The organism is Streptomyces sp. H39-C1, assembly GCF_027158125.1.
Taxonomy (GTDB): Bacteria; Actinomycetota; Actinomycetes; order Streptomycetales; family Streptomycetaceae; genus Actinacidiphila; species Actinacidiphila fildesensis.
In genome coordinates this window covers 17,090-43,369 of sequence record NZ_JAPVLS010000031.1, presented here as the reverse complement: position 1 = coordinate 43,369, position 26,280 = coordinate 17,090, and the positions used below count along the sequence as shown (strand labels likewise).

General features: G+C 70.9%; 24 protein-coding genes. 16 read left to right on the top strand and 8 right to left on the bottom strand.

The window, feature by feature from the left end; translation table 11 throughout:
• Positions 1-80: 80 nt before the first annotated feature.
• Both O3W51_RS21335 and O3W51_RS21330 read right to left on the bottom strand, forming a co-directional pair.
• Positions 81-917, bottom strand: coding sequence for an undecaprenyl-diphosphate phosphatase (locus O3W51_RS21335; RefSeq protein ID WP_138353397.1), 837 nt, complete (start codon positions 915-917; stop codon positions 81-83).
• A gap of 163 nt (positions 918-1,080) precedes the next feature.
• Positions 1,081-2,826 carry a glycosyl hydrolase family 18 protein gene (locus tag O3W51_RS21330; RefSeq protein WP_138353396.1) on the bottom strand — a complete coding sequence of 582 codons (1,746 nt, stop codon included), beginning with the start codon at positions 2,824-2,826 and terminating at the stop codon, positions 1,081-1,083.
• A 670-nt stretch (positions 2,827-3,496) separates the two neighbouring features.
• Between O3W51_RS21330 and O3W51_RS21325 the strand changes: the two genes are divergently transcribed.
• A complete protein-coding gene (locus tag O3W51_RS21325; protein ID WP_138353395.1) occupies positions 3,497-3,733 on the top strand; it encodes a DUF5133 domain-containing protein in 237 nt (78 codons plus the stop codon).
• A gap of 33 nt (positions 3,734-3,766) precedes the next feature.
• A complete protein-coding gene (locus tag O3W51_RS21320; protein ID WP_138353394.1) occupies positions 3,767-4,186 on the top strand; it encodes a YchJ family protein in 420 nt (139 codons plus the stop codon).
• A gap of 31 nt (positions 4,187-4,217) precedes the next feature.
• On the opposite strand, the gene ligA is transcribed toward O3W51_RS21320, so the two are convergent.
• Positions 4,218-6,305: an NAD-dependent DNA ligase LigA gene (gene ligA / locus O3W51_RS21315; RefSeq protein ID WP_138353393.1), complete on the bottom strand. Its 2,088-nt coding sequence runs from the start codon at positions 6,303-6,305 to the stop codon at positions 4,218-4,220.
• A gap of 60 nt (positions 6,306-6,365) precedes the next feature.
• On the opposite strand from ligA, the gene O3W51_RS21310 reads away from it, so the two are divergent.
• Positions 6,366-6,590 (top strand): hypothetical protein, encoded by a 225-nt coding sequence (locus O3W51_RS21310; RefSeq protein ID WP_138353392.1) that lies wholly within the window; start codon positions 6,366-6,368, stop codon positions 6,588-6,590.
• A 6-nt stretch (positions 6,591-6,596) separates the two neighbouring features.
• Here O3W51_RS21310 and O3W51_RS21305 read toward each other — a convergent pair whose 3' ends face one another.
• A complete protein-coding gene (locus tag O3W51_RS21305; RefSeq protein WP_138353391.1) occupies positions 6,597-7,208 on the bottom strand; it encodes a HutD/Ves family protein in 612 nt (203 codons plus the stop codon).
• Between the two features lie 198 nt (positions 7,209-7,406).
• Here O3W51_RS21305 and ehuB point away from each other — a divergent pair, with 198 nt between their 5' ends.
• The 10 genes from ehuB to O3W51_RS21250 all read left to right on the top strand — a co-directional run bounded on the left by ehuB (position 7,407) and on the right by O3W51_RS21250 (position 19,258).
• The gene (gene ehuB / locus O3W51_RS21300) at positions 7,407-8,324 is read left to right on the top strand and encodes an ectoine/hydroxyectoine ABC transporter substrate-binding protein EhuB (RefSeq protein WP_138353390.1); all 918 of its coding nucleotides are present in this window, start codon (positions 7,407-7,409) and stop codon (positions 8,322-8,324) included.
• Positions 8,325-8,336: 12 nt separating this feature from the next.
• Positions 8,337-9,083 (top strand): ectoine/hydroxyectoine ABC transporter permease subunit EhuC, encoded by a 747-nt coding sequence (gene ehuC / locus O3W51_RS21295; RefSeq protein WP_138353389.1) that lies wholly within the window; start codon positions 8,337-8,339, stop codon positions 9,081-9,083.
• Positions 9,083-9,718 carry an ectoine/hydroxyectoine ABC transporter permease subunit EhuD gene (gene ehuD / locus O3W51_RS21290; RefSeq protein WP_138353388.1) on the top strand — a complete coding sequence of 212 codons (636 nt, stop codon included), beginning with the start codon at positions 9,083-9,085 and terminating at the stop codon, positions 9,716-9,718. The genes ehuC and ehuD overlap by 1 nt, the downstream gene beginning before the upstream one ends.
• Positions 9,708-10,598 (top strand): ectoine/hydroxyectoine ABC transporter ATP-binding protein EhuA, encoded by an 891-nt coding sequence (gene ehuA / locus O3W51_RS21285; protein WP_443048313.1) that lies wholly within the window; start codon positions 9,708-9,710, stop codon positions 10,596-10,598. The genes ehuD and ehuA overlap by 11 nt, the downstream gene beginning before the upstream one ends.
• 433 nt (positions 10,599-11,031) lie before the next feature.
• The gene (locus O3W51_RS21280; protein ID WP_138353387.1) at positions 11,032-12,396 is read left to right on the top strand and encodes a CoA transferase; all 1,365 of its coding nucleotides are present in this window, start codon (positions 11,032-11,034) and stop codon (positions 12,394-12,396) included.
• A gap of 52 nt (positions 12,397-12,448) precedes the next feature.
• The gene (locus tag O3W51_RS21275) at positions 12,449-12,964 is read left to right on the top strand and encodes an NUDIX domain-containing protein (RefSeq protein ID WP_443048312.1); all 516 of its coding nucleotides are present in this window, start codon (positions 12,449-12,451) and stop codon (positions 12,962-12,964) included.
• Between the two features lie 240 nt (positions 12,965-13,204).
• Positions 13,205-14,374 (top strand): lactonase family protein, encoded by a 1,170-nt coding sequence (locus tag O3W51_RS21270; RefSeq protein WP_198359524.1) that lies wholly within the window; start codon positions 13,205-13,207, stop codon positions 14,372-14,374.
• 197 nt (positions 14,375-14,571) lie between these two features.
• Positions 14,572-16,713 carry an NPCBM/NEW2 domain-containing protein gene (locus O3W51_RS21265; protein ID WP_443048311.1) on the top strand — a complete coding sequence of 714 codons (2,142 nt, stop codon included), beginning with the start codon at positions 14,572-14,574 and terminating at the stop codon, positions 16,711-16,713.
• Between the two features lie 174 nt (positions 16,714-16,887).
• A complete protein-coding gene (locus tag O3W51_RS21255; RefSeq protein ID WP_138353385.1) occupies positions 16,888-17,379 on the top strand; it encodes a peroxiredoxin in 492 nt (163 codons plus the stop codon).
• A gap of 169 nt (positions 17,380-17,548) precedes the next feature.
• Positions 17,549-19,258: a serine/threonine-protein kinase gene (locus tag O3W51_RS21250; protein ID WP_187144746.1), complete on the top strand. Its 1,710-nt coding sequence runs from the start codon at positions 17,549-17,551 to the stop codon at positions 19,256-19,258.
• A 16-nt stretch (positions 19,259-19,274) separates the two neighbouring features.
• Here O3W51_RS21250 and O3W51_RS21245 read toward each other — a convergent pair whose 3' ends face one another.
• The gene (locus O3W51_RS21245) at positions 19,275-20,537 is read right to left on the bottom strand and encodes an MFS transporter (RefSeq protein ID WP_187145255.1); all 1,263 of its coding nucleotides are present in this window, start codon (positions 20,535-20,537) and stop codon (positions 19,275-19,277) included.
• A gap of 476 nt (positions 20,538-21,013) precedes the next feature.
• On the opposite strand from O3W51_RS21245, the gene O3W51_RS21240 reads away from it, so the two are divergent.
• Positions 21,014-21,187, top strand: coding sequence for a hypothetical protein (locus O3W51_RS21240; protein ID WP_244808988.1), 174 nt, complete (start codon positions 21,014-21,016; stop codon positions 21,185-21,187).
• 396 nt (positions 21,188-21,583) lie between these two features.
• Here the strand turns inward: O3W51_RS21240 and O3W51_RS21235 are convergent, their stop codons facing one another.
• Positions 21,584-22,132, bottom strand: coding sequence for an SRPBCC family protein (locus tag O3W51_RS21235; protein WP_164298096.1), 549 nt, complete (start codon positions 22,130-22,132; stop codon positions 21,584-21,586).
• A gap of 233 nt (positions 22,133-22,365) precedes the next feature.
• Between O3W51_RS21235 and O3W51_RS21230 the strand changes: the two genes are divergently transcribed.
• Entirely contained in the window at positions 22,366-22,827 is a 462-nt protein-coding gene (locus O3W51_RS21230) for a universal stress protein (protein ID WP_138354555.1), read from the top strand.
• On the opposite strand, the gene O3W51_RS21225 is transcribed toward O3W51_RS21230, so the two are convergent.
• A complete protein-coding gene (locus O3W51_RS21225; protein WP_138354554.1) occupies positions 22,811-23,395 on the bottom strand; it encodes a winged helix-turn-helix domain-containing protein in 585 nt (194 codons plus the stop codon). The two genes, O3W51_RS21230 and O3W51_RS21225, sit on opposite strands and share 17 nt — an antisense overlap.
• A 373-nt stretch (positions 23,396-23,768) precedes the next feature.
• Positions 23,769-24,005, bottom strand: a complete 237-nt coding sequence (locus O3W51_RS21220) for a hypothetical protein (RefSeq protein ID WP_138354553.1) — start codon at positions 24,003-24,005, stop codon at positions 23,769-23,771.
• 167 nt (positions 24,006-24,172) lie between these two features.
• On the opposite strand from O3W51_RS21220, the gene O3W51_RS21215 reads away from it, so the two are divergent.
• Positions 24,173-26,248, top strand: coding sequence for an FUSC family protein (locus tag O3W51_RS21215; protein WP_138354552.1), 2,076 nt, complete (start codon positions 24,173-24,175; stop codon positions 26,246-26,248).
• The last annotated feature ends 32 nt before the right edge of the window (positions 26,249-26,280 follow it).

Here is a 26,280-nt window from a genome sequence, read left to right as displayed (position 1 = left end):
TCCTCCTCAGGAAGTCCACACCGTCGAGGCCTCGTATACCCCGGCGCTCCGGGCACACACGTGACGGTTCCGGCGGGACCTCAGGCCTCCAGGACGCCGGTGCCGAGCAGGGAGAACAGCAGGACCCCGATGATGATGCGGTAGACCACGAAGAGGTTGAACGAGTGCTTGGCGACGTACTTCAGCAGCCAGGCGATCGACGCGTAGGCGACCACGAACGACACCAGCGTGCCCACGACGAGAGAAATCGTGTCGACACCACCGCCGGTGGCGTCCTTGAGCTCGTAGAGTCCCGCGCCGGTGAGCGCCGGGATCGACAGGAAGAACGAGAGCCGGGTCGCGGCCAGCCGGTCCAGGTCGCGGATCAGGCCGGTGGAGATCGTGGCGCCGGAGCGGGAGAAGCCGGGGAAGAGCAGCGCGAGGATCTGGGAGGAGCCGACGATCATGGCGTCCTTGAGGGTGATCTCGTCCTCCCCGCGCTTGAACCTGGCCATCTGTTCGGCCACCCACATCACGATGCTGCCGCCGATCAGCGAGCCGGCCACCACCCACAGCGAGGCGAGCGGGCCGTCGATGAGCGGCTTGGCGAGGAGGCCGACGACGACGATCGGGATCGTGGCGTAGATGACCCACCAGGCGAACTTGTAGTCGTGGCTGTCGCGTTCGCTCTTGTTGGCGATGCCGCGTCCCCAGGCGCTCGCGAACCGCACGATGTCGCGGAAGAAATAGACCAGGACGGCCGCGATGGCCCCGACCTGGATGACCGCCGTGAAGCCGACCACCGCCTTGTCGTCCACCGGGATGTTCATCAGCCCCTCGGTGATCTTGAGGTGGCCGGTGGAGGACACCGGGAGGAATTCGGTGACCCCTTCCACCACTCCGAGAATGGCGGCTTGGCCGACGCCGATCGCGCTCATTGGTCCCGTCCCTGGAAATTGCGTCGAATGACCGGCTTGGCGGCGCCGTTGTCAACGAGGGCCCTCATGGGCACACCCAACGTCTACAGAATTGTAGACGTTGGGTGTGACTGTAGACGACGGCCCGCCGACCGGGCAGGCCGGGACCAGGGTAGCGAGGGTGCTACGTGATCGAGAAGTCGTCCCCGTAGACGTTGCCCTGGGCGTACCAGCCGTGCAGGTACACGGTGACCGTTCCGGAGGCGCCGGTGGTGAAGGGGACGGTGAGCTTGGTCCAGCCGCCGGAGGACGTCCAGGTGCTCGCCGAAGCACCGCCGCTCACCCCGAGGTAGGCGTAACTGCCCTGCACCCACCCGGACAGTGTGTAGCTGTGGTTCGGCGCCAGGGCGACGCTCTGCCCGCACTGGCCGGTCTGGCCCGACGTGGGCGCCACCAGCAGCGCGTGGGTGCCGGCGTGCGCAGGAGTGGCGACGACCGCTCCCCCGGGCTGGCAGGTCCACGGGGTCAGACTCCCGCTCTCCAGACCGCCGTTGACCAGCACACCCGATCCGCCGGGACCGGTGACGGTGAGGGCGTACGTCGTCGAGTGGCTGCCGGACGCCGCCGAGCCGGTGACCGTCACCGCGTACGTTCCGGCCGCCGCCGTGCCGGAGGCGGTGGCCGTCAGGGTCGCGGACCCGCCGGCGGTGACCGAGGCGGGGCTGACGCCCACCGTCACACCCGCGGGGGCGCCGGACGCCGTCAGGTTGACGGTCTGCGCCGAGCCGGCCGTGACGGCGGTCTTCACCGTCGCGGTCAGCGAGGCGCCGGGGTCCACCGATCCGGCGGCGGGTGCGGTGGTGACCGAGAAGTCATTGGTGACCGGGCCTCCGCCGCCGGTGAACGGCGCGAAGGCGTGGCTGAAGAACCAGGTGCTCTGCGCGATGCCCGAGCAGGAGTCCGATCCCCCGGTGCCGGGGCAGCCGCCGTTGTCGCGCTGGAGTGCCCAGAAGGACAGCGAGGCGATGCCCTTGGAGACGGCCCAGTTGTAGACGGTCGCCGCGTCGGCGGTCCGGAACGTCTCGGCGGGGCCGAAGTCGTCGATGCCGGGCATCTCCGTGATGCCGACCATCCCCCACAGCTGCGCGTCGCTCTTCGCGGGGTAGAGCGTGCCCAGTTGACCGCGCAGGCCGGTGGTGGCGGTCTGGGTGTCGGTCGCCATCTGGTGGGAGGCGCCGTCGTAGTAGTCGAACGTCATCAGGTTCACGACGTCGATGCGGGCGTTGTTCGTCACGGCGTTGCGCAGGACGGCCAGTCCGCTGGAGGCCAGTCCGCTGGTAGTGGTCGGCAGCGTGTAGGAGAACTGGACGGTGCGCCCGTTCGCCGCCGCCCAGTCCTCGACCAGCTTGATCGCCTTGTTCCGGCGGTCGATGCCGGCGGTGTTGGTGAGCGAGTTGTCCTCGATGTCGAGGTCGATCCGCGTCACGTCGTAGGTGGTGATGACGTTCTCGAAGGCGGCGGCGATGGAGTTGACGTTCGTGCAGCTGTCCGCCAGCTCGGTGCCGGTGTTGTCCGCGGTGTAACCGCCGAAGGACGGGATGACGTCACCGCCGGCCGCCCGCATGGTCGCGATGTCGGCGCCGAAGCTGGACTGGGCGATCGGCATGCCCGTGTCGCCGTTCCAGTACGGCGTGCAGGAACCCTTCGACGGCGTCTGGATGAACGCCATCGTCAGGTACTTCGCACCGGACTGCGCGGACAGCGCCGACATGCTGTCGCCGTTGTACGCCTCGAAGTACGGCGCGAAGACATGGGTGGGGATCGGGGTCGCGGCATGCGCGGCGGTGCCGCCCGCGACCACCAGGCCGAGGGACGCGGCGGCCGTGGCCAGTGCGGTCAGCAGTACCCGGACGGATCTTGGTCGTCTCATGAACGCTCCCACAGAATGAGCCGGCGAATGGGGGGATACGCGGTGCGGTGTCACGAGGAGAGCCGAGCAGTGCCCATGATTGGACTAGACCAACGGACTGTCAAGGCTCTTTACCATTCGCCCGCGACCGTCTCCCCCAGCAGGCCGAGTGCCACCAACTGCCATGTGGCGAGGGACCGTTCAGCGATCTTGAGGCTTTCCGGTGGGCGGGCCCCGGGCGCACCCTTCCCGCCGGATCCGCGCCCATGAGACCGGGATGCCCCCTACCCCGCGGCCCGATCCGGGAGCAGCATCGACAGTGTGGCGGGATCAGCGGATCTGGCAGCCTGTGACGAGTGCGGCCGTACCGATCGGACGGTCCGCGACCTCGGCCTGCGCGCGCCCCTGGCCCTGTGCGACAGCTGCTTCCGTGCCCTGCTGGACGTACGGGCGCGCCGTCAACCGCTGCCGCTGTCACGGATTCTGGACGATGTACGGCATCGCTCCCCGGGACACGGGTAGGCGCCGTAGGGCCGGGAACCACTCGGCGCACCACGGGTCGTCCCGTCATCGGGTCGTCCGATCGTCGAGGCGGTCTCGTGGGAATCGAGAACCAGGCCGAGAGCACTCCCGACAGGACCGAACGCCGTCCCGTCGGGCACCTCGTGCCACTCACCCAAGGAGTACGACCATGCTGATGGCCCATCCCGCTGTCCTGCGCGACTTACTGGAGCGCTACGAGGCGCTCGCCGCGCAGGTCCGGGGCGACTCGGCCGGGTCGCTGGACCACCGCCGGCTCGAGGACACCGCCTACACCCTGTGCGTGATCACCGGTGTCCGTACGGTCGGCCGGGCGGTCGAGTCCGCCAGGCAACGGCTCGCCGCGGACTCCGGGCCGTCCTCCGCGCCGCAGGCCGTGGCCTCGTAGTTCCGGGTGCCGCGGGGCCGTCACAATGAGGGGGTGACACGGAACAGCGCACGCCCTTCAGTGACGGCCCGGCCCGCCTCGCCCTGCCCCTGCGGACTGGACGCGTCCTACCGCGACTGCTGCGGCAGGCTCCACAGCGGCCAGGCCGCGGCTCCCACCGCGGAGCGGCTGATGCGCTCGCGCTTCAGCGCGTTCGCCGTCCGCGATGCCGCGTACCTGCTCAGGACGTGGCACACCACCACCCGGCCGTCCGGCATCGAGTTCGAGCCGGATCAGCAGTGGACCCGGCTGGAGATCGTCGGGACGACGGACGGCAGCGCCTTCCACACCGAGGGCACGGTGGAGTTCCGCGCCCACTACCGACTGCACGGCCACACGGACTCGCAGCACGAAGTGAGCCGCTTCGTCCGCGAGAACGCGCTCTGGGTCTATCTGGGCGAGGCCACCGCCTAGCGTTCCGCAGTGCGGCCACGCCGCGTGCCGCTCACGGTATGAGGTCGCCGAGCAGCTCGGCGAACTCCTCCGGGGCGATCACCCTGATCCCGAGTTCCGCCGCCTTGGCCCTCTTGGAACCCGCCTTCTCCCCCGCCACCAGCAGACTGGTCTTCTTCGACACGCTCGACGACGCCCTGCCGCCCGCACTCTCGATCAGCTCGTTCATCGCCGTACGGGACAGCTCCGCCAGCGCACCGGTCATGCTGCCGGTGACCACGACCGTCAGGTCCGCCAGCGGGCCGGCCGGAACGGCCTCCTGCGGCTCCGCCGCGCCGTCGGCGTCGCCGTCACCGGGCATCCGCGCCGGCACTCCGGGCTCGGTCATGTTCACCCCGGCGGCCGTCAGCCTGTCGATGAGCGGGGCCAGTTCGGCGATCTGGGCGACGACGACCCTGGCCTTCTCGGCGCCGATGCCGGCAACGGCCTCCAGCGCGGCGGCGTCCGCCGCCCGGATGGCCTCCATCGTGCCGAAGTGCCGGGCGATCCGCCGGGAGATGCTGCGGCCGGTGCCGAGGACGCCGAGCGCGCAGAACACCCGGTTCAGCGGCCGGTCCTTGGCGGCCGCGATCGTCGCCAGCAGTTTGTCGGCGCTCACCTCGCCCATCCGGTCCAGCGCCAGCACCTGCTCGCGATCGAGGGTGAACACGTCGGCGAAGTCGGTGACCTGACCGGACTCCACCAACTGCGTCACGAGCTTGTGCCCCATCCCGTCGATGTCGAGGCAGTCCCGTGCCACCGCGTAGCGGATCGAGGCGAGCTGCCCGCACTCCCGGCCGCGCACACAGCGCCAGCGCTCCTGGGTGGTGTCGATGTCGGAGGCGCAGCGGGGGCATTCGGTGGGGAAGTCGATCGGCGTCTCCGCCCCGGTGCGGAGCTGGACCACCGGGGCCTCGATGCGCGGGATGATGTCGCCGGCCTTGTAGACGGTGACCTGGTCGCCGATCCGCAGGTCCCGGCGGGTGATGTCGGCCGGGTTGTGCAGCGTCGCGTAGGTGACGGTGCTGCCGTCGATCTCGACGGGTTCGAGCACGGCGCGCGGCGCGATGACACCGGTCCTGCCGACGTTCCATTCCACGGCGAGCAGCCGGGTGACGCGCTCCACGGCGGGCAGCTTGTAGGCGATCGCCCAGCGCGGGGCCCGGGAGCTGAAGCCGGCCTTCTCCTGGTCGGCCGGGTTGTCCGCCTTGATCGCCACTCCGTCGATGCCGAACGGCAGCGCGGCCCGCAGCGCGGCGATCTCCTCGACGCGGCTCTGGACCTCCTCGATCGAGGCACAGGTGCGCAGCCCCACGGGAGTGGCCGCGGTGGTCTGCACACCCGCCTCCGCGACGATCTCCATGACACGGCTGTGGGCCAGCGCCGCGAGTTCCGCCGAACCGTCCTCCAGCGGCAGTCCCGAGTAGGCCCAGAACGTCATCTCGATGACGTACGGCCGTTCCTTCGCCCGCAGGGTGCCGGCCGCACCGTTGCGGGGGTTGGCGAACGGGGTGGCACCGAACTCGGCGCGTACGAGGTTGGCCTGCTCGAACTGCTCGGTGGTGAGCAGCACTTCACCGCGGACCTCGAACGTCACCGGGGTGTCGAGCCGGTCCGGCAGTCCGGCGATGGTCCCGATGGCGTGCGAGACGTCCTCGCCATAACTGCCGTCGCCACGGGTGACCAGCTGGACCAGGCGGCCCTCCCGGTAGCGCGCGGCGACGGCGACCCCGTCCAGCTTCGGTTCGACCGCGTAGCCGCCTGTCACCGGTCCGCCGAGCCGCTTGGCCAGGGAGTCCGCCCAGGCCGAGAGTTCGGCACCGTCGAAGACGTTGTCCAGTGACATCATCCGCGCCGAATGTTCCACCTCACCGGCCGGCACCGCGCCGCCCGCGACCTTGCCGGTCGGCGACGCCGGCACGATCTCGGCGGGGTGCTCGGCCTCATAGGCCGCGATCGCCCGCGCCAACCGGTCGTACGTGGCATCGTCGAGGCGGGAGTCCCCGCCGCTGTAATAGGCGGCGGACGCTTCGGTGGCCTCGGTGACGGCCCGCGCGTACGACTCGGCGTCGGCCAGCTGGGCCGTGGTGATCTCGGTCATGAGGACATCGTGCCGCCCGCCACTGACAATGCGCCGTGGCGGCGTGGAAGAGTGGTTTCCATGAGCCCCACGAACCCCGTCGAACCCGCGGAACCGGATGGACCCGCGGAACCGGCGGGACCGGCCGGCCGCGACGGCTCCGCCGGACCGCCCGACACCGTCGCCGAGCCGGAGGGCGGCGAGTCCGCCTGCTGGCTCGACCGCGTCTGCCCGCAGTGCGACGCGGTGTCCGACGGACCCCCGCCGGCCCGCTGTCCGCGATGCGGCGCCGGGCTGCGTGGCTAGGCTGCCCTAGAGCGCGTCGCCCGCGGGTCCGAGGGTGATGACGGCCGCACTGCCCTCGGACCGCACGGCCCCGACCTCGCTACCCGTCCCCGACACGAAGACCGCGTCGAAGCGGTCGAGCCGGCCGTCCTCAGAAGCGACGGCGGGGACGAGAGCGGGGTCGGCGAAGAACCCGACGTCGTCGGTCAGGGCGACGAGGAGCACGGAACCGTTCACGGGGACCTGGGCCGTGTGCGTGCCGTCCACGATCCCGACCGTTGCCGCCGCCCGTCCGCGCCGGATCATCACATTGAGATTGACGATGGGGCCGCCCGTCAGCCGGCAGTCGGTGACGGCGTCGCCGGGGAACGCGAACGGGCGCAGCGGACGGATCGGCGGGTGGATGGCACCGTCGATCGTCAGCACCATTCCCGGGCCGTCGACCACGGTGATGATCCTGTCGACATCCGGGAGGGCCGAGTACGGCCCGTCCCCCACGACATCGGCGAGGCTCACCCGCCAGCCGAAGTCGGCCAGGCCCGCGTGCGCCGGGTCCACCGTGATCTCACGCGTCACGCCGCCACCGTTGCTCCAGGGCGTCGGCACACGGTCACCGGCCCGCAGAATCCGCGCTTCCATGCCGTTGATCGTCGCGGCGCGGCCCTCTCGCGTCAAATGGTCCGCCGCCGCGTAATCGCCCCAACCCGCGCATCCCACACATCTGCGGATATCCACCCCCACCTGCGATTTCCCTGAATGCAAACGGTGTTGCCGGGTAGGGGCGGCCCTCATGTGGCGTCACGCACCAGGTGACGCACGTGACCGAAGGGACCATCCATGTCGCAGCGCAGCGCCTTCTCCCGCAGAGGATTCCTGCTCGGGACCACCACCTTGACGGGTATGGCGGTGGTACCGGGGCTGCTCACGGCGTGCAGCCGCACCGAGACCGGAACAGGAGCGCCGAAGGGCGAGGGCGACCTGTTGGCGAAGCTCAGGAAGCAGGGATACGTGCGGGTCGGGTTCGCCGGCGAGGCGCCGTACGGGTTCAAGGACGGCACCGCGCTGGCCGGTGAGGCCCCGACCCTGCACAAGGAGATCTTCACCGCGCTCGGGGTGGCCGACCTCCGTCCCACCCTCACGGACTTCGGCGCCCTCATCCCCGGACTGGCGGCGGACCGTTTCGACGTGGTGAGCGCCGGGATGGCGATCACACCGGAGCGGTGCGACAAGGTCATCTTCTCGGAACCGGAGTTCATCTCCCCCACCGCGCTGATGGTGCGCAAGGGCAATCCCAAGGGCCTGAGCGACCTCGCCTCGTGCGCCGCGAAGGGCGCCACCGTAGGAGTGCTGACAGCGGCGGTCGAGGCCGGGTACGCCGCCGGGGCCGGGGTCGGGGACTCCAAGGTCAAGTCGCTGGCCAAGCAGCAGGACGGGCTCGACGCGCTGGTCGCGGGACGGATCGACGCGTTCGCCCTGACCGGGATATCCCTGCGCTGGCTGGCCAAGACCAACAAGGGCGCGGACGTCGAGGTGCTCGAACCGTTCGTGCCGGAGCTGAAGGGCAAGAAGCAGTACAGCCCCGGCGGCGCCGTCTTCCGGCAGAACGCCACCACACTGCGGGACGCGTTCAACGGCCAGTTGAAGAAGATCACCGGCGACCCCGAGCACTATGTCGCGCTGATCGGGAAGTACGGCTTCACCAAGCAGGAGGTACCGCCGGCCACCCTGCGGACAGCCGACCTGTGCAAGGCGTGATGGGCACACCTGATGAGCGAATTCCTCACACAGTTCTCCCGGTCCCTGCCGAGTGTGTGGCAGGGCGTCTCCGTCACCCTCCAGGCCACCGTGCTCAGCGCGCTGCTGGCCCTCGTCCTCGCCTTCGTCCTCGGCTTCATGTCCCGCTCGGACCAGCTTCTCGTCCGGGGTCTGTCGCGGGTGGTCGTCGAGTTCCTCCGCGGCACCTCCCTGTACGTCCAGCTGTTCTGGCTGTTCTTCGCGCTGCCGATCCTCGGGTTCAAGCTTGAGCCGCTGGCCTGCGCCGTCGTGGCCTTCGGTCTCAACTACGGCGCCTACGGCTCCGAAGTGGTGCGCGGCGCGCTGAACGCCGTACCCCAGGCGCAGTGGGAGGCGGCCGTCGCGCTCAACCTGAGCCCCTGGCAGCGGATGCGCCGGGTGATCCTGCCCCAGGCCTGGGTCCAGATGATCCCGCCCTTCAACAACCTGCTCATCCAGCTGCTCAAGAGCACACCGCTGCTGTCGTTGATCACCATCTCCGATCTGACGTTCCAGATGGACCAGTTGCGCTCGACGACGGGCAACACCGCGGCCGCGTACGTGACGCTCCTGGTCATCTACTTCGTGCTCGCCTACGCGCTGACGCTGCTGATGAACGCCCTGGAGGCAGTGGCCAAGGCCCGGCTGGGCCAGGGCAGCGGACTGCGCCACGTCCTCAAGCCGCCGTCCGCCGGCATCACGGATCCCGACGGCCGCGCCGCAAGGGCGGGTGGTGTGTGATGTGGGACTGGAACACCGCCCGAGAGGGACTGCCCGTGGTCCTGCACGGCTTCGGGATCACCCTGCTCGCCACGGTGCTCGGATCCGTCGTCGCCATGGTGCTCGGGCTGCTGATCGCCGTGCTCCGCCGCGCCCCGACCCGATGGGTCACCGTGCCCGTCCGCATCGTCGTGGAGTTCGTACGCTCCACCCCGGTGATGATCCAGCTGTTCGCCGTCTGGGTGCTCGTGCCCGGCCTGGATCCGCTGACCATCGGCATCGCCGTCCTCGGCATCCACTACGCGATGTACACCTCCGAGGTGTACCGCGCCGGAATCGACGCCGTACCCCAGGGGCAGTGGGAGGCGGCCGTCGCGCTCTCGCTGCCGCGCGGCCGGGTGTGGCGCGCGGTGATCCTGCCGCAGGCCGTCCGCAAGGTCGTTCCGGCACTGGGCAACTACGTGATCTCCATGTTCAAGGAGACGCCGTTCCTCTCGGTGATCACCGTGCAGGAGATGGTCCACGAGGCGAACGAATACGGCAGCGTCCACTTCGCCTATCTGGAGGCCTTCACCCTCGCCGCCGCGATCTTCCTCGTGGCGAGCTACCCGACCTCGATGCTGATGAGAAGACTGGAGAAGCGCCTTGCTCAGTGACACCGACCCCAAGGAAGAGACCGGCCCCGGCAGCCACGCCGAGGCCGTGGACGACGCGCTCACCAACAAGGGCGACGCTCTCCGCAACGATTCCCCGGCCAACGATTCCCCGGTCGCGGACATGGTCCGCTTCGACCAGGTGGTGAAGCGGTTCGGCGACCACACGGTCCTGGACCAGCTCGACTTCGGGCTGCGACGAGGTGAGCGGGTGACGCTCATCGGGCCGAGCGGCTCCGGCAAGACCACCATCCTGCGGCTGCTCATGACCCTCGAACGCGTCACCGAAGGCACCATTCATGTCGACGGGGAGCCCTTCTCCCACATGCCGGGCGGCCGGGACGGACTGGTGCCCGCCAACGAGAAGTACCTCCGCGAACGCCGGCGCCGGATCGGCATGGTCTTCCAGCAGTTCAACCTGTTCCCCAACATGAAGGTGCTGGAGAACGTCACCGAGGCGCCGGTCCACGTCCTCGGCCTCAGCCGCGACGAGGCCGCGGAACGCGGCCGCGAACTGCTGGACCTGGTGGGCCTCGCCGACAAGTGCGACGCCCATCCGACCCAGCTCTCCGGCGGCCAGCAGCAACGCGTCGCCATCGCCCGCGCGCTCGCCATGCGGCCCGACATCCTCCTCCTCGACGAGGTGACGTCCGCGCTCGACCCGGAGCTCGTGGCAGGTGTGCTCGACGTCCTGCGGGACATCGCCCTGAGCACCGACATCACCATGCTGTGCGTGACGCACGAGATGGGCTTCGCCCGCGATGTCTCCGACCGGGTGATGATGTTCGACCACGGCCATGTCCTCGAAGTCGGGCCCCCGGACCAGCTGTTCGAGGCCCCGGAACACACCCGCACCCGCGAATTCCTCAGCGCGGTCCTCTGAAGGACACCCTGCCCCTCTGAGGGGGTGCACCGCGCCGTGGCCGGGCACGCCACCCCGCCCCGCCTCGGTTTCGGGGCGGGGTGGGACGTCGTGACGGCATCACGGCGTCTGACGGCGCCTGGGAGGCGGATGCGCGAACGCCCGCTGAAACGCCGCTTCTCGAATCCGCTCACACCGGGCCGGGCGTGCACGGACGGTGCCTCTGCCGCACCCCTTTCGCCTTCTGTACGGGAGGATCGGGACTGCCTCGAGCTTCCCCCTTCCGGGCCCGCGCGTCACCGTGCGAACACCGTGCGCCGGCGCGCGCCGTTCGCACGGGGCGTGAAAACGGGGCGTGAAAGCGAGCGCCGTCCCGGGGCCGCTCGCGAGGTCGCCAGTGGGGCGCGGGGAACCGGCTTGGGCCACCGGCCAGGGCCTGCAGCACAATGGGTCGATGACTGAGGGAATCGATGCGGCGACCGCTCACGCCTGGGCCGCGCTCGGCGGTCCGGCGGAGCTGGTCGAGGGGGTGTCGTACATCGCGTCACGCGGTGTTCTGCCGTCCCGGCTTCCGGTGCGGGAGCTGGCGCGCGCGACGGTGGGGGTGTGCTCGCTGGCGGCCGCGGAGCTGTTCGCGCGCCGCGCCGGGGGATCCGTACCGGAGGTGCGGGTGGACGAGGGGGCGGTGGCCACCGCCTTCGTCAGTGAACGGCATCTGCGGATCGACGGCCGGAAGCCGACGTCGTTCGCCCCGCTGTCCGGCTTCTGGCCGGCGGCCGACGGCTGGGTCAGGACCCACGCCAACTACCCGCACCACCGCGCCCGGCTGCTGGCCACACTGGAGATCCCGGACGAGGGCGACGACGGCGCACTGGCACAGCGGCTCGCGGACCGGCTGCTGACCCGTCCCGCCCGATGGATCCAGGAGACGGTTCAGGCGGAGGGTGGGCTGGCCGTGGCCGTCGGCATGGCGGAGGGCAGCCGAGCGGAACTCCCCCTCGTCGAGTCCCGTCGGACCGGGGACGGCGCGGCCGCCACCCTGCGGGCCGCGGCGCTGCCGGCCGCCGGCGTCAGGGTGCTCGACCTGACCAGGGTCATCGCCGGACCGGTGGCCACCCGCACGCTGGCGCTGCTCGGCGCGGATGTGCTGCGCGTCGATTCCCCCCGGCTCCCGGAACATCCGGACGCCCACGCCGATACGGGTTTCGGCAAGCGCTCGACGCTGCTGGACCTCGATGTACCCAAGGACCGGCTGCTGTTCGAGGAACTGCTCTCCTCGGCCGATGTCGTGATCACCGGCTACCGGCCGGGCGCCCTGGACCGCCACGGTCTCGCTCCGCGGGCACTGCTGGAGCGGCGGCCCGGACTGATCGTCGCCCAGCTCTGCGCCTGGGGCTGGGAAGGGCCGTGGGCCGGACGCCGCGGCTTCGACAGCCTGGTCCAGGCCGCCTGCGGCATCGCCGGGATCGAGTCCGCACCTGACGGACACCCCGGAGTGCTCCCTGCCCAGGCCTTGGACCACGGCACCGGATATCTGCTCGCCGCCGCGGTGCTGCGCGCGCTCACCGACCGTCAGGACACCGGCGGAGGCCGGCAGCTGCGGTTCTCCCTGGCGGGAACCGCCTCCTGGCTGAGGCACGGTATCCGCCCCGCCGCCACCGACGGTGCGGCCTACGACCCGGGCTCCTGGCTGGCCGAAACGCCCTCCCCGTACGGCCGCCTCCAGTACGCCCGTCCCCCGGTCGGCTACGCCGGCGGCCCCGGCGACTGGACCCGTCCGCCCACGTTGTGGGGCACCGACAGCCCCGGCTGGATCTGATCTCAGCCACCCGACCCGTCCGTCAGCTCCCACCACCGACGAAAGGATTCCCGTGGCCCTTCCTCCGGCCGCCGACCGGTCCGGCGCGCTCGCGCCCGCGCTGGATTCGATGACCCTGCTCGCCGCGGCAGTGATCGTTCACGATGTCGGGAAGCGGCGGGTGGTGCTGCTGCAACGCGGTCCTGGGGCGAAGTACTGTCAGGGCAAATGGGATCTTCCCATCGGCAAGAGCGATCCGGGGGAACCCGTCACCGACACGGCAGCCCGTGAACTGCGGGAGGAGACAGGCCTCGTGGTCGACCCGGCGGCGCTCCGCGTCGCCCATGTCATCCACGGCGCCTGGGGCGTCGAATCCCCCAACGGCTTTCTCACCGTTGTCTTCACCACGCAGAACTGGTCGGGAGAGCCCGTCAACAGCGAGCCGGAGAAGCACTCCGCGGTCCGCTGGTTCGACATCGACGCCCTCCCCGGGGAGATGGTGCCCAGCACGGGTCACGCACTGCGCTGCGTCCTCGACGACGGCCCGCGAATCTCGCTGCACGGCTGGCAGGACCGTACTCCGGGATAGCGGCTGTCACGAATCTGCGCGCACCCCTCCGACCTGGTCCGTCGTGAACGGCCGCGCGAATGCGGGGCGTACGGACGGCGACTCGCAGGTGGCCGGTTCGGGATCCGCGGGGATGGATGCGTTGCACCACGCGCAACACGCGTTGCGGCGGTCGGCGGACTCTGCTCCCCTGGAGCACCGCACAGCAGCGGACCGGCAACGCAGTATCGGGAGGTGTGTCGCGTGGAGGTCAACGCACGCATGGGCAGGCGGGGTCTGCTCGCCGCGGCGGCGGCTGCCGCCACGGCGGGACTGGGGTGCGCCCCAGGGGCGACCGCGCGGACGGAGCTGCCTGCGCCCAAGGCGCAGAAACCTTCCGCCGCCGGGACCAGGCCGCTCTATCTCGGCGTCTACACCTCGGTGAGCGGAGGCGGCAAGGGCGTCGCACTGACGGCGTACGAGCCCTCGACGGGTGCGATCACGTCCACCGGAGTGGTGACCGGAGTCGCGGATCCGTCCTTCCTGGCCTTCGGCCCGTCCACCGGCACGCTGTACACGGTCAACGAGCGCTCACCCGGCGCCGTGACCGCGATAGCCCTGCACGGCGGCAGCAACGGCGCACCGAAGGTGCTCGGGTCGCGGCCCACCGGCGGCGACGGACCGTGTCATCTGTCCGTTCACCCGGGCGGCCGATACCTGCTCAGCGCGAACTACGACTCGGGCAGCGTCGCCGTGCACCCGATAGGCCAGGACGGGAAGCTGGGCGCGCGGACCGCGCTCGTACGGCACAGCAGCCCACCGCCGGGACCCGGGCAGGACGGGCCGCACGCCCACCAGATCATCACGTCGCCGGACGGCCGCTTCGTCCTCGCCGTCGACCTCGGCAACGACACCGTGTACACGTACCAGCTCGACGAGACGGCCGGCACACTGCACCAGGTCTCCTTCGCCGCGCTGCGCCCCGGCGCCGGACCGCGGTCGCTGACCTTCCACCCCGGCGGCACGTTCGCGTACCTGGCGAACGAGCTGGACAACACCGTCGTGGTCTGCGCGTACAACGCCGCGACCGGGAAGCTGACCCCCGGCGCGCCCCAGTCCACCGGGACCGGGAGCGTCAAGAGCTACCCGGCGCAGCTGCTGGTGACCGCCGACGGGGCGTTCGCGTACCTCGCCAACCGCGGCCACAACAGCATCACCCGCTATGCCGTCGAGTCCGCCGGCGCGACCCTGCGCCTACTGGACACGGTGCCGGTGGGCGGCGACTTCCCGCGGCACATCGCCTTCGACCCGACGGGCCGGCTGCTCTTCGCCGCCAACCAGAAGTCCAACACGGTCACCGTCCTGAATGTCGACACCAAGACCGGGAAACTGACTCTGGCCGGAAAGCCGTTCGCCGCTCCTGGGGTGGTGTGCGTACTGCCGTCGCCGTAGTCCCCCATACCGCCGGAGTTGCCCCCGGGCTCATCGGCGGCGCTCCAACTCCCCCGTAAGCGGGGGCCCTCGACCCGGAAGCGCATCGCGCTTCCGGGTCGAACTTCTTGACATGTCCTGTCAGTACCGCTGTGATGTGGTTGCTTTCGTTCGACCCCGTTGAATTGTGCGCCATTTACCCCCGCATGGAGCCGCACATGCAGCCCGAACGTCACACCATCAGACAGCGTTTGGCGGCCCTGGCCGCCTCCCTGGCTCTCATCACGGGAGGTGGCGCGCTCGCCGCCACCGCCGCCGTGACCGCGCAACTGGCCACGGCGGCACCCGCCGCGGCCGTCGACAACGGCCTCGCCCTGACCCCGCAGATGGGGTTCAACAACTGGAACTCCACCCACTGCCGGGCGGAGTTCAACGAGACGATGGTCAAGGGCATCGCCGACATCTTCGTCTCGCAGGGCCTGAAGAGCGCCGGTTACAGCTATGTCAACATCGACGACTGCTGGGCGCTGCCCAACCGTGACGGCGCCGGAAACCTCGTCCCCGATCCGGCACGCTTCCCCAACGGCATCAAGGCCGTCGCCGACTACGTGCACTCCAAGGGGCTCAAGTTCGGCCTCTACTCCAGTGCCGGGACCAAGACCTGCGACACCCTCGGCTTCCCCGGCGGGCTCGGCCACGAGCAGCAGGACGCCAACCTGTGGGCGTCCTGGGGTGTCGACTACCTCAAGTACGACAACTGCAACAACACCGGTGCGGACGCCCAGACCCGGTACAAGGCCATGGGCGACGCCCTCAAGGCCACCGGCCGCCCGATCCTCTACAGCATCTGTGAATGGGGCTCCAACCAGCCCTGGAACTGGGCCGCGAACGTCGGCAACTCCTGGCGCACCACCGGCGACATCAGCGACTCCTGGTCCAGCATGATCGGCATCGCCCACCAGAACCAGTCGCTCGCCCCGTACGCCAAGCCGGGCGCCTGGAATGACCCGGACATGCTCGAGGTCGGCAACGGCGGGATGACGGACACCGAGTACCGCACCCACTTCAGCCTCTGGTCGCAGATGGCCGCTCCCCTGCTGATCGGCAGCGATCTGCGCAGCGCGAGCGCCGCGACGCTCGCGATCCTCAAGAACACCGACGTCATCGCCGTCGACCAGGACAGCCTCGGCAAGCAGGGCACCGTGGTGTCCAGCTCCGGCGGCAAGGTCGTGATGACCAAGGCGCTGGCCGGTGGCGACCGGTCGGTGACGCTGACCAACGAGAACGGATCGGCGCAGACGATCTCGACGACCGCCGAGGCGGCCGGTATCGGCGGCGCGTCCTCGTACGCGCTCAAGGACCTGTGGTCCAAGCAGACCAGTTCCACCACCGGCACCATCAGCGCCTCGGTGCCCGCGCACGGCACCGTGATGTTCCGGGTGACACCCGGCAGCCCCGTCCCGCCCCCGACCGGGATCAACCAGCTCAGCGATCTGCCCTGGACGTCGGCCACCAACGGCTGGGGCCCGGTCGAACGGGACCACAGCAACGGCGAACAGGCCGCCGGTGACGGACGCACCCTCACCATCAACGGCACCACCTACGCCAAGGGCCTGGGCACGCACGCCCCCAGCGAGATCAGCTACTACCTGGGCGGCAGCTGCCGTTCGGTCAACGTCGATGTGGGCGTGGACGACGAGGTGTCCAGTCCGGGCACGGTGATCTTCCAGCTCTACAAGGACGGCACCAAGGTCGCCGACAGCGGCGTGCGGTCGGCCAGTGACGGTCCCAAGCATCTGACCGCCGATCTGACCGGCGGAAGCCAGTTGAAGCTGGTCGTCACCGACGGCGGCGACGGCATCAACTACGACCACGCCGACTGGGCCGACGCCAAGCTGGCCTGCGGCAACGGCCCGGCGGCCGGCACCAGCGCACTCAGTGACCTCAACTGGACGTCGGCGGCCAACGGCTGGGGCCCGGTCGAGCGCGACCACAGCAACGGTGAACAGCCCGCGGGCGACGGACGCACCCTCACGATCAACGGAGCCACCTACGCCAAGGGCCTGGGCACCCACGCCGCCACCGCCGTCACCTACTACCTGGGCGGCACCTGCACATCCCTGACCACGGATGTGGGGGTGGACGACGAGTCCGCTACCAACGGATCGGTGGTCTTCCAGATCTTCCGGGACGGCACCAAGGTCGCCGACAGCGGTCTGGTCACCGTCAGCGATGCCGCGAAGCATCTGACGGCCGATCTCACCGGCGGTCTCGAGCTGAAGCTCGTCGTCACCGACGGCGGCAACGGCAACACCTCCGATCACGCCGACTGGGCACTTCCCCGCCTCACCTGCGGCTGATCCCGGCACCGGAACGACCGGCCGGACGGACGTGATCCGTTCGACCGCGGTGACCTGAACCACCAGGGCCTGCCCGGCCTCCGGAGTGTGACCGGGCAGGCTCTACCATCTGCGCAACACGGTGATCGCGTTCCGCCGCCGGGCGGCGCCGACGCCGAGGCCAAGGGAGCGCACATGTCCAAGCAGCCCGCAGTCGGTACGCCGGCCCCCGACTTCACCCTGCCCGGGCTCGTCCTCGGTCAGGGCGACGCCGACGCGGAACGGGCCGACTACGCGCTCGCCGGACAGCGCGGCAACCCGCTGCTCCTGGTCTTCTACCCCGGCGACGACACGGCCGTGTGCACCAAGCAGCTGTGCTCCTACACCTCCGACCTGGATCGTTTCACCGGCCTGGGCGCCACCGTGTGGGGCATCAGCCCGCAGGACCTGGACAGCCACGAGTCCTTCGCCCGTAAGCACCGGCTCGGCTTCCCGCTGCTGGCCGACACCGACCGCACCGTGGCCAAGGCCTACGGCATAGCCGTCCCCGGACTCGGTCTGCGCCGCTCGGTCTTCCTGCTCGACGGCGAGGGCAACGTGCGTTGGAAGCACGTCGCGCTGGCCGGTCTCACCTTCGTCACCACCGATGTACTGGCGGAGCAGCTCGCCGCGGTGCAGGCCGGCTGAGCGCCGGCGGGCACGTCCGCCGAACGCCGGACACGGCGCCGGACCGTACTCCATAATCGAACACGCTCCCGTGCAACCACCGGCTGCGTACAGGCGTCCACCCATCAACCGGTAGCTCCGCGGAAATCCCGTGCCGGAGCCCGTCCGATTCGACGAGGTGCGCCCGACAATGTCCGACCCACGAGACCCCAGACGGTCAGAACCCGAGTGGTCCCTTCCCGGCTACCGCGCGCTGCGCGTCCTGGGAGAGGGCGGCAGCGGCAAAGTGGTGCACGCGGTCGATGAGCGCAGCGGCGCCGAGGTCGCGATCAAGTACCTCAACGAGGAGAGCCGGGCGCGGCCCGGCCTCCTCCGCAGCTTCCGCGACGAGGCCCAGCTCCTGCGGCAGCTGGACTCCCCGCACGTGGTGCGCGTCCACGACTACGTGGAGACCGCCGAAGGCGCGGCGATCGTCATGGAGCTCATCGAGGGCGTATCGCTGGGGGCGATGCTGCGGGCGAACGGCGCCGCCGTTCCCGAAGCGGCCCTGTCGGTGCTGAAGGGGTCGCTGCTCGGTCTGGCGGCGGCCCACGCGGCCGGGGTCGTGCACCGCGACTACAAGCCCGGCAACGTGATGGTCTCGAACCACGGCGTCTCCACGCTGGTGGACTTCGGCATCGCGGTCCGGCAGGGCGCCGACGCCCCGAGCGCCGGCACACCGCCCTACATGGCACCCGAGCAGTGGCGCGGTGAGCCGGCGTCACCCGCCACCGATGTCTACGCGGCGACGGCGACGTTCTTCGAATGCCTCACCGGTGAGCGCCCGTACACCGGGGCGACCATGGCGGAGCTGGCGGTCCAGCACATCACCGCGCCGATTCCGGAGCACCGCGCGCCCGAGGAACTGCGGGCACTGATCGGGCACGGGCTCGCCAAGAGCGCCGAAGAACGACCGGTGAGCGCCGCCGCCTTCCTCACCGAACTCGAAGCGGCGGCCGGCGCCGCCTACGGCCCGGACTGGGAGCGCCGCGGACGCCGGGCGCTCGTCGCGATCGTCGCGCTGCTCGCCGCCCTGCTGCCGAGCGCCCTCGGCGACGCCACCGCGCCCCCGCCGCCGACCCCGCCCACCCCGCCCGCTCCTGGCGCCGGCGCGGGCCTGCCGTTCGGCGGCGGCAAGCCGCGACGGCTGCCGCGCGGACGCGTCGCCGCGCTGGTGGGCGGCAGCGTCGCCCTGCTGGCCCTCGCGACGGCCGGCACGGTCGTCGCCCTCGCCGGCACCGGCAAGGCCCCGCACCACACCGACGGCCTCTCGGCTCCGCCCTCCGTCACCACACAGCTCACCGGAACCAGCGAGCCACCCGGCACCACGCCGCCGGGCGGCGCGACGGTCGGCCCGAGCCTCACACCGACGACATCAGCGTCGACGTCCACCACGCCGACACCGACGGACAGCACGACGGGCCTGACGACCCCGCCCACGACACCGCCGACGACCGCACCGCCGGACCCGCCGACGACGGTTCCGACGACGGCGTCGACCACTACGTCGAAGCCGCCGCCCCCGGTGGTCAAATCCGCCTCGGTCGACACGTTCGTGGCTACCCGTGGGTCGAACGCGACAGCCTCGTTCTCCATCGGCAAGGGCAGCACCGGCACCTTCACCATCACGTTGACGTGGTACGACGCGGACAGCAAAGGCAACCCCGTAGCGACGGACGGACCCTCCGAGACGTTCACGTTCAACGGGGAGTACAGCTTCAGCAGGCCCCACACCTTCGACGGCCTCAACTGCAACCGAATGTGGGGTGTGCGGATCTCGACGAAGCCTGCCGCCGCTGAACAGAGCACCGCCTACCGGTCCATCCCGCGGGGTGCCTGCACTCCCCCACCCGTGGGCTGACCGCCCAGCGCGAGCGTTACGGCACTGGGTTGCGCGAGTCGTAGCGCGCAAATCTCGGCTGCAGGGCCGCCAGCGTGATGACGACCGCGATGCACGCCAGCCCCCCGCCCACGATGGCGGTGCCCGGGGAGAAGAGTTCGGCGGCCGATCCGGCGAGGAAGTCGCCCAGGCGGGGGCCGCCCGCGACGACGACGATGAAGACGCCCTGGAGGCGGCCGCGCATGTCGTCGGGGGCTGCGGCCTGGAGCATGGTGTTGCGGAAGACCATGGAGATGGTGTCGGCGCATCCGGCCAGTGCGAGGAAGACGAGTCCGAGCCACAGGTTGCGGGTGAGGCCGAAGACGGCGACGGCCGCGCCCCAGCAGGCGACCGAGACCAGGACGGCGAGGCCCTGGCGGTGGATGCGGCCGAGCCAGCCGGAGAAGAGGCCGCCGAGCAGCGCGCCGACGGCCGGGGCGGCGATGAGCAGGCCTACGGTCTTGGCGTCGCCCGCGAACCAGATGACGGCGATGGCCGGGAAGAGCACGCGCGGCTGAGCGAGCACCATCGCGGCCATGTCGGTGAAGAACGTCATCCGCAGATTGGGCCGGCCGGCCAGGAAGCGCAGTCCGTCCAGCACCGAGACCCATCCGCGACGGGTGCCTGCGGCCGTCGACGCGTCGCGTTCCGGGGTCATCGAGGGCAGGCGCCACATGGCGTAGAGGGAGGCGGAGAAGGTGACCACGTCGATCAGGTAAGCGGCCTGGTAGCCCCACAGGCCGACGAAGACGCCGCCGAGCATGGGCCCCGCCATCGTGCCCAGGCCACCGGCGAGCGAGGCCAGGGCGTTGGCGGCGGGTAGCTGCTCCGGCGGGAGCAGGCGCGGGATCATCGAGGAGCGGGCCGGGGAGTTCAGGGCGAAGCAGACGGACTGCAGGGCGACGATCGCGTACAGCAGCCCGACCTGTCGCAGGTCGAGCAGGGCGGCGCCCGCCAGGACACCGGACAGGACGGTCGCGCCGAGGGCGCTGGCCAGCCCGAGCTTGCGGCGGTCCACGGCGTCGGCGATGGCGCCGCCGTAGAGCCCGAATATGACGAGCGGGACCAGGGAGCAGAGGCCCACCAGCCCTACCGAGAAGCTGGACCCGGTGATCGCGTAGACCTGCAGGGAGACCGCCATCGCGGTCATCTGCTGGCCGATCCAGGAGACCATGTTGCCGAACCACAGCCGGCGGAAGTGCGGGGACTCGCGCAGCGGCGTCAGATCCGCGAACACACGACCGGCGGTACGGCGGGATATCCCGGCGGGTGGCGGGGTGGCGGCCGTGCCTGATGCGGTCTCCCGGGGTTCCCGGGGTTCCGCCGAATCGTCGGATCGCTTGCTTCGGAGCACCCGGCACGGTAACAACCGCTCTCCCGGCCCCTGAGCGGCGGGGTCGGACACCTCACGGGTGCCCAGGGCCCGCAACCCTTGAGGAGCCCTTGAGTGGCGCGCATGTGGACTGGGGTTCTCTTAGGGGTGACCCAGAGAGGAAATCGGCTGGTCGGAACCGTTCGGCGGGCTTACTCTGAGCGGAACGAACAAGCTCATAGGGCAGCAACCAGCGCCCAGAGCCTGTCCCGGGAAGCGTCCAGTCACCATGGCCGCCCTTCCGGCTCCGCACCAGGCGCCACCGCGTCCGCACCCGCTCGATACATATGCCCCACCGGGTGTCCGATGCCCGGTCGTAGGCCGCGTCGGCGCATCCGGTTCACTCGAAATGAATGGAGTGCGCGGTGACACCCGAGAAGACCAAGCAGCGCAACCAGGCCACGCCGGGACTAGGTGAATGGCCTCCGCCGCTGAAGGAAGTGCGAAACCTCGACGTCTGGGCCCGGTCCGCGCCGATCAAGCTGGCGGGCTACGAGGACGACGTGGCCGAGTCGCACATCCTGCGGAGCATCGACTAGATCTACTGGATCGACCGGATCGACGAGTTCGACCTGGCGGACGGACAGCCGCGGTCGCAGGTGGCGTGGGAGCGGATCCCACGCCACCGCCGCATGTGTGGGGCCAGGAGCGGGCACGGAGCGCGACGCGGGCCCGGGACGCAAGCAGGCCCGGGACGGCAGCGGATCCCGGACGGAATCAGGTCCGGGACGGCAGCGGATCCGGGACGGCAGCAGGTCCGGAACAAAAAGGAGCCCCGGCCAGGACGGGGGGACCGGGCCGGGGCAACACGGGGGAAAGGGGCGGTTTCGCGCCACCCTTCGGACTTAGTTTAACACTCAATGAGTGATGTTCGACTCCACTGTTTCCTGCAATTCCGCCGCCTGCGGTTCCCCCGCTTCCCGCTCCGGGGGGATCTACGCTCCGACGCCGGGCTGGAACACCCGGGCGGCCGGGGCGTAGTCGAACGGCGGCTCGGGAGCCGGCACCGCCGGCTCGGCCGTGCGCACCGCCTCCAGCGCGCGCGGCGCGGCGTGCAGACCGCCGAGGGCCTCGCAGAGCTTCCGGGCGTCGACCGGCAGGTCCCGCCGCCAGGCCATCGCCACGACCGGCGAGAACAGCGCCATCCCGGCCCCCAGCGAGCTGTGCACCGAGAGCCGCACCAGCGTGCCGGCGCCGTACGGCAGCAGGTCGAAGCCGTACTCGGGGACCTGCGTGCCCAGCGGGCTCCACATGCGCTGGCCCCGGAACACGATGTGCCGGCAGGGCTCGTAGCCCGCGCACACCAGCCGGTGCTCCCGGTGCCGTCCGGGATAGCGGTAGCGGTACTCGGCGTTCGCGCCCGGCGGCACGGCATCCCCATCGACCCCGGCCACACCCGAGCTCCACAGCGAAAGATTCCGGGCGTCGGCAAGGAAGTCGAAGACCTCTGCGGCCGGCCTCGACACGATCACGCTTGTGGTCACCCTCGGCATCGCAAACCTCCCCGTTGCCGGCCGTGCCGGCTTTGGCTGTTGGCTCAGAGATGCGGGCGGCACGTCGGCGGCCCGGGAGCCACAGGACTGCAGGTTCTCTCTGGGACTCCTCACCGAAATCCTGCATCCCAAAAGCCCGCGTGTCGTGGCAATGCGGCCATTCGGGTGATCAAGGAAGCGGGGGCGCCGAACGGGGCCGTAAGGCGAGGGCTAGCCTTCGAGACGTGGTGGACAAGGAACCCGCGCCGTTCGAGCGCGGAACGGACGGACCCAAGGTCATCGTCGTCGGAGCGGACGGCTCCGATTCCTCGTGGCGGGCGGTGTCCTACGCCGCCGGCCTGGCGCGGCGGCAGAACGCGCTGCTCGCCGTCGTCTATGTACAGCCGGTCATCGTCACCGGCACACTCCTCGGCGCCCCGGTGGCCGAGGTCACCACCGAGGTCGCCGACGAGCTGATGGCCGAGATCCGCCGGTCGGCGGAGCGGCTCCAGGGGATATTCGCCGTGCGCTGGGAATTCCACACCTTCCGCGGCGACCCCTACAACGGGCTGGTCACCGCGGCGGACTCACTCAAGGCCGACGCGGTGGTGGTCGGCGCCTCCGAGCACGCCGGACACCGCATCGTCGGTTCGGTCGCCATCCGGCTGGTCAAGGCCGGACGCTGGCCGGTCACCGTAGTGCCGTAGCCGCCACCGGTGCGTACTTGTAGCCCACCCGGCGGACGGTCACGATGCTGCCGCGGTGCTCGGCACCGAGCTTGCGGCGCAGCCGCGCCACATGCACGTCGACGGTACGGCCGTCGCCCACGTGACCGTAGCCCCAGACCGTGGTGACGAGCTGGTCGCGGGAGTGCACGCGGTGCGGGTTGGCGACGAGATGGGCGAGGAGTTCGAACTCCAGGTAGGTCAGGTCGAGCGGACGGCCGTCCACCGCCGCCGTACGGCGCTCGGCGTCGATCCGTACCCGGGCGCCGGGTTCGTGCGCCGGTTCGGGGACCGCCTCCACCGCGACCGGTCCCACTTCCGCGGGAACCAGGACCAGGTAGCCGACCATCCGCTGCTGGCCGGGAGCGGTCGGCAGTACGTGGCCGGGCGCCGGCATCCAGGTGGCACCGGGCGGCAGGAAGTCGGGGGCGGGCGGGACCTCGTCGGGCCGTACGGCACGCAGCCGCGAGCGCAGCGGGGTGGTGGTCCCGCCGGACCGCTGCTGGGAGAGGCTGACGGCAGGGAGGTTCAGGGACTGGGTGTTCGACATGGGTTCGGCTCTTTCGCGCGAGGGGTCGTTGGCTGGACGACGTATTGCGCGGTACCGGAATCCGTACTGCTGACGGCGACGGCCGGAGGCCGTGGTCCGCAGGTCAGCGGGGAGTGCGGGTCCGCGCGGTGATCGCGCGGCAACACTCTCGGTCGAAGTGGTGTCCCTGCCGGGACGGCCAGAAGGGCTCGAGGTCGGTGCGACCTGTCGCGATGTCAGTGTGGCTGGCCATGGGCCCTATTGAACCAGAAGCCACGCCCCGCGCGGCAGGGGGATGCCGGCGGAACGTGGATTCCGGTCATTTCGGGGCCACTACGGGGTCGCTACGGGTGTGTCACACGGCCTCGCGCGGCTCCACGCGCCTCGCAGGACCTCACATGGGCAGCGGAGCCGGGTCGGGCACCGGCTCCGGATGCGGTGTCGGCTCGGGCTGCGGCAGGGGTTCGGGCGACGGCAGCGGCGGGCCGGGCGGCATGGGACCCGGGCCGGGCTGCGGCACCGGGCGCGGCACCGGGTCCGGCTGAACGGGGTCCGGGGGCTGCGGCGTCGGTTGCGGATCGGGCACCGGGGGAACGCTCGCCCGGATGACGGTCCGGTCGGGACAGTCCATGGACTTCTCCTTCGCGTCGTGTCGTTGTATCGCTCTGTCGGTTTGTCGTCGTTACCGACGCAGCCGCTGCCCGCGCCTACCCAACGGCCGGGACGCTACGCACACGTACGCCCGCCCCGTCGACAGGGAAAGCCGGTTCTCCGGCGTTTCCACCTATCCTCTGGATCATGACCTGGTTGCGCGCGCTGAAGGAGACCGGGCGCTCCGGGTTGAGCGTCGAGCGGACCAGGCTCGAACCCCTGGTGGCCGTCCGTGGTGCGGCCGGGGTCGCGATCGTGATCGCGCTGTCCCTCTGGCTGTCCTCCCCCGCCGTGGCCGCGTCGTCGGCGTTCGGCGCCTTCGCCGCGGGCACCGCCACCTTCCAGCGCAGCTGGCGGTCCCGCCCGGTGCTCTCCCTCGCCGCGGGCACCGGCCTCGCCGTCAGCACCTTCGTGGGCTACCTGGCCGCTTCCCATCTCGTTGTCTTCGTCCTGCTGCTGGCCGTGTGGGCCTTCCTGGCCGGGATGGCGTGGTCGCTCGGCCCGACATCCGGCATCGTCGCGGCGCTGACCGTCGCCGTCATGATGGTCGTCGTCACGCTGCCCACGTCCGTCAAGGACGCCCTGGGACATGCCCTGGTGATCGCCTTGGGCGGGCTGGTGCAGGCGGCGCTCATCCTGCTCTTCCCCATCCGCCGCTGGGGGAGGCAACGGGACGCTCTCGCGGACGCGTTCGCCGCCGAGGCGGCCTACGCCCGGCGGCTGCGCCAGGATCCGCACGCCCCGTTCGATCCCGAACCGCTGATGACGGCCCGCAGCGCGGCCGCGGTGACACCGTGGCAGGCCCGGCGCCGTCCGGAGGAGCTGCACGGCAAGCGGGCGCTGGCGGAGCGGATCCGGCCGGTGCTGGCATCGCTCGCCGACCCCGCGGTCGGCGCCGCGGAGGAGGGCCCGGAACGGGATCGGGCGCGTGAGCTGCTGGCGGCGGCCGCCACCGTGCTGGACGCGGTGGCCCGCGCGATCCGGCACGCGAAACCGGTGAAGCTGCCGAAGGAGGTCGACGCCTTCCTCGAAATCCCCGAGCCGGAGGCAGAACTGACCGGCTCGGCCCGCCGGGCCGCCGCCCGGCTGATCAGCCTGCTCGCCGCCGCTGTGGAGAGCGCCAACGGCTCGGGCCCCTCCGACACCACCGAGTCCGCACACCTGCTGCGCCCCACACTGCCGCGGCTCGTACCGCTGGCCGCGCGGGCCATGCGCCATGAGATGCGCTGGAAGTCGGCGGTGTTCCGGCACGCGGTGCGGCTGTCCGCGGTCGCCGCGACGGGTTACCTGATCGGCGCGGCGCTGCCGCTGGGCCATGGCTACTGGGCGCCGATGGCCTCGGTCATGATCATGCGTCCGGACTTCTCCCAGACCTACGCGCGCGGCGTGGCCCGCTTCGTCGGGACGCTGGTGGGAGTGACCGTCGCCACCGGAGTGATGCAGGCGGCGTCTCCGGGCGTCTATCTCTGCGCGGCCCTCGCCGTGGTGTGCATCGCCCTGATGTACCTGCTGATGCGCACCGGCTACATCGTTGCGCAGGCCTGTGTCTCGGCCTACGCGGTCCTGCTGCTGGGCATGGGCGGCAGCCTGTGGACCCAGACGGTTCCCGAACGTGTCCTGCTGACGCTGCTCGGCGGGGTGCTGGCGATGGCCGCCTATGCCGTGTTCCCCGCCTGGGAGACCCCGCGGCTGCGCGACCGGCTCGCGGAGCGGCTGGAGGCCACGGCCGGCTACACGGCCGCGGTCCTGGAGGGTTTCGCGGATCCGGCGAAACGGCGCTCCTCGACGGTCCGGGAGGCGCTGCTCGACGCCCGCGCGGCCAGCGCCACCTGGGACCAGGCCGTCGCACGCGCCGACGCCGAACCCGTCCGGCACCGCGGGCTGTCCCGGCGGGCCGCGCAGGACGCCGACACGGTCCTCTCCGCGATGGGCCGGGTGGGCATGCTGATGGAGGCCCATCTGCCCGGCCGGGACGCCGACCCCGTACCGTCCGCAGCGGAGTTCGCCCGCGTACTCCGCGAGGCCGTCGCCGAATCCGCGCAGGCGGTCCGCGACGGTGCGCCGCCGCGCTGGGACGCGGTCCGGGCCGTCCTCGACGGCTGGCAGGGCGACACCACCCGGGAACGCATGGTCCGCCGCGGCGCGGAACTGCAGATGGAGACACTCGACGAGTTCGAGGAGGCGTTGCGCTCCCGCTCCGGCACCCGGCCCCCGCCCCTGTGACGCGGATCCGGCTCCCCCGCGGCGGGTTGGTC